Raw genomic sequence first — 6,000 nt, forward strand, 5'->3', positions numbered from 1 at the left:
ACATTCTCCGGCTATGTATTAACTTAAAAAGCGATTTTTGATACTAGACAATCTTATTAGCTTAAATCATGTATTTAAGAAATTACTATTTCAGATTTAACGCGTAGTTAACCGCAGCAGCTGCATGAATGCTTGTTGTATCATAGAGTGGTATTTCGGTGTCAGATTGATTAATCAGTAAAGCAATTTCAGTACAACCTAATATGATTGCTTGAGCCCCTCGAGAGAATAAATCCTCGACAATTTGTAGATAACTGGCTTTAGAAGACGGCTTAAATTCTCCTAGACATAGCTCCCCATAAATAATGTCATGAACAACTTTTTGCTGCTCATCATGAGGGACGATGACATCAATACCATGCAAGGACTTTAAGCGTCCTTTATAAAAATCTTGCTTCATAGTAAAGCCAGTTCCGAGTAAGCCAACGGTGTCAATATTATTAAGCTTAAGTCGGTCTGCGGTTGCATCTGCGATATGTAAAATGGGGATATTAATGGCGGCGTCGATATCGTCATAGACTTTATGCATGGTGTTAGTACATATCAACATAAAATCTGCGCCAGCCAGTTCTACTCGTTTAGCAGCTTCAGACAAGATAGTTGCTGTTTGCTGCCAGTCACCTTGATACTGCAGCTTTTCAATCTCATCGAAATCAACACTAAACAAGCTAATTTTAGCGGAATGCAGACCACCCAATTGTTGGTTAACGTCTTCATTGATAGCTTTATAATAGCTAGCAGTGGACTCCCAGCTCATCCCGCCTAACAAACCGATGATCTTCATATTTTTTCCCTAATAAACCAAATTAACACGTCCTGTACTGAACCTAACTGTCAGCTGGATGGTTCACGCCATCATATAGCTTTACTTGATCAATTTTCAGCGGATTAATACCTGCTAAGCAAGCCACATTAAAACCGAATTGATTCGGGTTTGAGCGTCGCTGATGATGGGTATAAATACCGCAATGACGGCAAAAATAATGTTTAGCTGTTTTGGTATTAAATTGATAGACGCTTAACTCGTGTTCACCTTGAATAAACTGAATATCACCTAAATTGATTGATGCAACAATAGCACCTCGGCGACGACACATACTGCAATCACAGCGCCTAACATCCTGTATTCCTTTTGGTAAAGAAAGCTCCATGACCACTGAACCACAATGACAACTGGCTCTATGCTTAGGCATAACCTCAACACCATTGACCTCAGTTAAATTTACCATGTCTCTTCCTTGTGAGTTTGAACTAGCTTTACGTTACCACGCTTAGTTAGAAGAATGATTTAAATTAAGATTAATAAAATATGCTAATAAAAAAGGAGCCTAAGCTCCTTTTTTATTAAATGATGTATGAATTGTTTATTCAATCACTGTTGGTATCAATTGAACCAAAGATAATGATTACTGCTGCTTATACACCACACCATCTTTCATCACAAAACCAATATCTAATAAGGCTTCAATATTATCAAGTGGACTGGTATCAATTGCGATAATGTCGGCATACTTACCTACTTCAATAGTGCCAAGCTTATCTGACATATCAATAAGGTCTGCAGCATTTACAGTCGCTGATTTTAAAATGTCACTGGTTGGCATTCCCGCTTGATGCATCAATACTGCTTCTTGAGCGTTTATTCCGTGCTTAGAAACGCCACTGTCTGTACCAAAAGCGATTTTGACTCCCGCTTTATATGATTTTTCAAAGTTAGCTTGCATGTCAGGTCCAACCCTAATGGCTTTGGCTTTAATAGGTGTAGACATAAAATCTGACGTTTCAGCCATCTCAACAACCGTTGCACCAGCTAGCAAAGTAGGAACCAAATAAGCACCCGTTTGTTTAAACAGCTTAATGGTTTCTTTATCGGCATAGCTGCCGTGCTCAACACTATCAACACCAGCACGAAGCGCTGCATTGATGCCTGCTGTTGCATGAGCATGGCTTGCCACTTTACGCCCTAAACCGTGAGCTGTTTCTACAATTTCTTTTAACTCTAAATCAGTCATTTGCTGACCAGTACCAGTATCGGTATCTGATAATACCCCACCAGTTGAGGCCACTTTAATGGCATCCGCGCCATATTTTATTGCTTCACGCGTCGCCTTTCGACATTCATATGGGCCATCGCAAATCGTTTTAGGGGATTTCATCGCTAAAATATCAGGTGCCATGCCATCAGCATCTAAATGGCCACCTGTTATAGTGACACCCGCAGCGGCAATTATACGTGGGCCTTCAATCCAGCCCTTTTCTACACCATCGCGCAGTGCATACATTTGTTCTGGCTCACTTAATAAATCACGTACTGTAGTAAACCCTGACAATAAGGTGGTTTTGGCATAGTGAACGCTTTTCATTGCGACATCGGCATCAGATAGTTTTACAGTATCTGACACATTATTCGGTCCTAACTCCATTTGTAAATGAACATGCATGTCCATCAAGCCTGGCATAACAAACTTATCTGACAAATTTATCAAGGTGGCATCAGCTGATATTTTATTTACCTCAACAAAACCTTTTTTCACCGCAATGATTTCACCATCTTTAATGACCACAGTCTGCTTTGTCAAAGGGGCCTTACCTGGTACAACAAGCAACTCACCTGCATGAATCACTTTTGTATCAGCCATTACCGAGTGAGACATTAAACAACCAAAAACCAACGCGCTAAGCGAAAAGGCTTTTTTATCATTCTTAAGGATTTGGATATTGTTAGAGTTTGAATCTGGAGTAGAGATGAACGATTTGAACTCAGTTATTTTATGCTTTGTTGATAATGGAAATAAAGTCATGGCATTTAAGCTTATTGTTATTAATCTTGTTCATTAATATACCTAAGCTTTTATTAATGTAAATATCAATTCACATAAGTTTGTATTTTATTAAGCTTATGGTAATTTATTCAATAAACATCAATAATTCTCTAGCTGACTCATCTCAAATAACTCAGTTAGGGTTACTAATAACAAATATTCATCGTTCAATTTAAGGTCAAGGATTACTCATGAACAAAGGTATTTATCTGGTATGCATTATATCGCCACTCGTTGCGGCGATAACATCGACAATGGCATATGCTCAAAATGATGTCGATAACAGCCAAGTCCATAATACGCTGCAGCTTGAAGATGTGTTTTCTTTAGAATATGCATCTGGTTTAGCCATTACCGCTGACGGCGATGAAGTCTATTTTGTACGTAATTACATGGATATTCAGACGGATAAAAAGCTAGGTAACATTTGGAAAGTCGATAAAAACAAGCGCCTTACCCCTGTTACCAATGGCCTGCATGTTGATTTTTCACCAAGCCTATCACCTGACAACAGTAAACTAGCTTATATCTCAACAGCCAGTGGCTCAGCTCAAATCCATATGAAATGGCTAGAAACCGGTGAAAGTAGCCAAATGAGTCACTTTAGCCAATCTCCATCTAATTTAAGTTGGTCACCAGACGGCAAGTACATCGCATTTAATCGCTTCGTAGACAGTAAACCTAAATCTGTTGTTTCACTGCCTGGTAAGCCACAAAATGCCCAATGGGCAAAACCTGCCGTTTATATTGATGACATGTATTATCGCTTTGATGGTGCAGGTTTTAGTCAAGCAGGTAATAGTCAGATTTTTGTGATGTCCTCTGATGGCGGCGCAGCAAGACAAGTCACCCACGAGAAATTTGATCATCGTAGTAATATCAGTTGGTCTAAAGATGGTAAGCAGCTCATTTACTCGAGCAATAAGCGCGCAAAGAAAGATTTAGAATGGACAGACACCAATATCTACGCCGTTAATATTAATGATCAACAAGTCACCCAACTTACCGATCGAGTCGGACCAGATAACTCCCCTATAGTGTCACCTAATGGCAAAATGATTGCGTACTTAGGCTACGATCAAAACTTCAAAAACTATGAAAATACTGAACTGTTTATCATGGATATTGATGGTAGTAATAAACGTTCTATCACTGCCGACTTAGATCGCTCGATTAACAGCATAAAATGGGCTGATAACAGTAAAGCCATATACATGAGTTATCATGATAAAGGTGAAACTTATGTGGCGTATCAGTCATTGAAAGGTAAGCGTGAAATTGCCGCTAAAAACCTTGGTGGCCTTTCATTTGGTCGACCTTACACGGGCAGCCAATTCGATGTCGCTGAAGATGGCACTATCGCATTTACCTATTCAGACCCTCAACGTCCCGCAGATATTGCCATTACCCGTAAAGGAAGAACTAACCAACTTACCGATTTAAATAATGATGCGTTGAGTTATAAAACCTTAGCTTCAATAAAAGAGTTGAACGTGAAATCCTCTTTTGATGATAGAGATATTCAAGCATGGGTAGCCTATCCACCAGGTTATGAAGCGGATAAAAAAGCAGGCAAAACCTTCCCGCTAATTTTAGAGATTCATGGTGGTCCAGTAACGAACTACGGCCCTCATTTCTCTGCAGAAGTACAATTAATGGCAGCCAGTGGTTATGTCGTTGTCTATGCTAACCCACGTGGAAGCGACAGTTACGGTAAAGAGTTCGCACAAACCATTTATAACAATTACCCTAGCCAAGATTATGATGATTTAATGTCGGTAGTCGATGGTGTTATTGCCAAAGAAGCAATTAACGAAGAGGCATTATTTGTCACCGGTGGATCAGGCGGCGGCGTACTGACAGCTTGGATTGTCGGCCATACAGATAGATTTGCAGCAGCCGTAGTCGCCAAACCTGTGATCAATTGGTATAGCTTTGTGCTAACGACAGATATTTATCCCTTCGTAATTAAGAACTGGTTTGAGAAAATGCCTTGGGAAGATAGCGAGCATTATATGAAGTTATCACCAATCAGTTATGTAGGTAATGTCACAACACCTACCATGCTATTAACAGGAGAAGCAGATCAACGTACCCCTATTGCTGAAACTGAGCAGTTTTATCAAGCCCTTAAATTACGTAATATTGATACCGCTATGGTCAGGATCCCAGATGCGCCCCATGGCATATACAAACGACCAAGTAACTTAATGTCAAAAGTTGCCCATATCTTATGGTGGTTTGAACAATACCAAGCAGAGAAAACCAACTAACAGGTACAATACAAACAGCCAGCATATTTCGTTAAACGATATGCTGGCTTTTTTTATTGGAATTCAATAAGTGTCTATCGCACTCGTTATTCTTTTTTAATGACCAGCTTTTTATAAATGGCAGAGAGATAAAGTTTCGAAAGATAAACGATAGAGAGATAAACGATGAAGAGATAAAGGATGAAACTTGAGAAATTCGTCAATATACAAGGTTTAAATATTAACTGGTTATGTGCTTTTTGTGCCCCACTTTCCTGAGACAATCATTACGAAAACACCGACAGTAAGAATACCGAGCATTGATCCAATGTAAGGTGATGTACTTCCAACGAAAATAGACATACCAAGTGAAACACCTAAGCAGATGGTTAAAGAACCTAGTTTGGCTTGATTAAGTTTATTATTAACTCTCATTTCGGTCTCTTCATCCTTGAATTTACTGCGAATCATCCTCAACACATAACGCCCTCTTTAATGAGCAAAATATTGTTGGCTAAGATGTTGAGGAACGAAAAAACCAACTGTATTTTTTCCAGGTTAAACAGCTTGTATGTCTACCTTACTCGACATTTGCTGTTTTCTCTTTTGCAACTTTAACCATTAAAGAATGAAATAGAGAAGCAAAGACGAAAGTCGTGAATAATAAAAGTAAGCAAAGTAACTTTATTCCGACTTCCTCATGCTCTATAAACGCATTTAACATTGCTGATAAAAGCATGAACCCAACTAAATAGTAACTATGTATGCTACCCATGAAAACTCTTTGTACACATAACGCCTCATTAAGTGGAAATTAATGGTTGGCTATAATCGCGAAGCGATGGACAACTGTTAATTTTCCATTTAAATGACTTGTTGAACGAAGCCGCTCTGCGGCAGAAAAGATAAAAACTCACCTTTATTCT

5 protein-coding genes are annotated in these 6,000 nt (G+C 39.0%); 1 reads left to right on the plus strand and 4 read right to left on the minus strand.

Annotated features, from left to right (window positions below; all coding sequences use genetic code 11):
- Window positions 1–85 precede the first annotated feature (85 nt).
- The 3 genes from LMH66_RS17680 to LMH66_RS17690 all read right to left on the minus strand — a co-directional run bounded on the left by LMH66_RS17680 (window position 86) and on the right by LMH66_RS17690 (window position 2,654).
- Window positions 86–784 carry an aspartate/glutamate racemase family protein gene (locus LMH66_RS17680; RefSeq protein WP_229371966.1) on the minus strand — a complete coding sequence of 233 codons (699 nt, stop codon included), beginning with the start codon at window positions 782–784 and terminating at the stop codon, window positions 86–88.
- A 43-nt stretch (window positions 785–827) separates the two neighbouring features.
- Window positions 828–1,229, minus strand: a complete 402-nt coding sequence (locus LMH66_RS17685) for a GFA family protein (protein ID WP_229371968.1) — start codon at window positions 1,227–1,229, stop codon at window positions 828–830.
- Window positions 1,230–1,406: 177 nt separating this feature from the next.
- Complete coding sequence (locus LMH66_RS17690; protein WP_229371970.1) at window positions 1,407–2,654, minus strand: metal-dependent hydrolase family protein; 1,248 nt, start codon at window positions 2,652–2,654, stop codon at window positions 1,407–1,409.
- A 359-nt stretch (window positions 2,655–3,013) separates the two neighbouring features.
- On the opposite strand from LMH66_RS17690, the gene LMH66_RS17695 reads away from it, so the two are divergent.
- Window positions 3,014–5,095: a S9 family peptidase gene (locus tag LMH66_RS17695; RefSeq protein WP_420709436.1), complete on the plus strand. Its 2,082-nt coding sequence runs from the start codon at window positions 3,014–3,016 to the stop codon at window positions 5,093–5,095.
- 228 nt (window positions 5,096–5,323) lie between these two features.
- On the opposite strand, the gene LMH66_RS17700 is transcribed toward LMH66_RS17695, so the two are convergent.
- Window positions 5,324–5,509 carry a hypothetical protein gene (locus tag LMH66_RS17700; RefSeq protein ID WP_229371972.1) on the minus strand — a complete coding sequence of 62 codons (186 nt, stop codon included), beginning with the start codon at window positions 5,507–5,509 and terminating at the stop codon, window positions 5,324–5,326.
- Window positions 5,510–6,000 lie beyond the last annotated feature (491 nt).

Source organism: Shewanella sp. 10N.7 (assembly GCF_020806285.1).
Lineage (GTDB): Bacteria > Pseudomonadota > Gammaproteobacteria > Enterobacterales > Shewanellaceae > Shewanella > Shewanella electrodiphila.

Coding starts and splice junctions, on each gene's coding strand:
- LMH66_RS17680 (WP_229371966.1), bottom strand. CDS start 784: ATGAAGATCATCGGTTTGTTAGGCGGGATGAGCTGGGAGTCCACTGCT.
- LMH66_RS17685 (WP_229371968.1), bottom strand. CDS start 1,229: ATGGTAAATTTAACTGAGGTCAATGGTGTTGAGGTTATGCCTAAGCAT.
- LMH66_RS17690 (WP_229371970.1), bottom strand. CDS start 2,654: ATGTCTCACTCGGTAATGGCTGATACAAAAGTGATTCATGCAGGTGAG.
- LMH66_RS17695 (WP_420709436.1), top strand. CDS start 3,014: ATGAACAAAGGTATTTATCTGGTATGCATTATATCGCCACTCGTTGCG.
- LMH66_RS17700 (WP_229371972.1), bottom strand. CDS start 5,509: ATGAGAGTTAATAATAAACTTAATCAAGCCAAACTAGGTTCTTTAACC.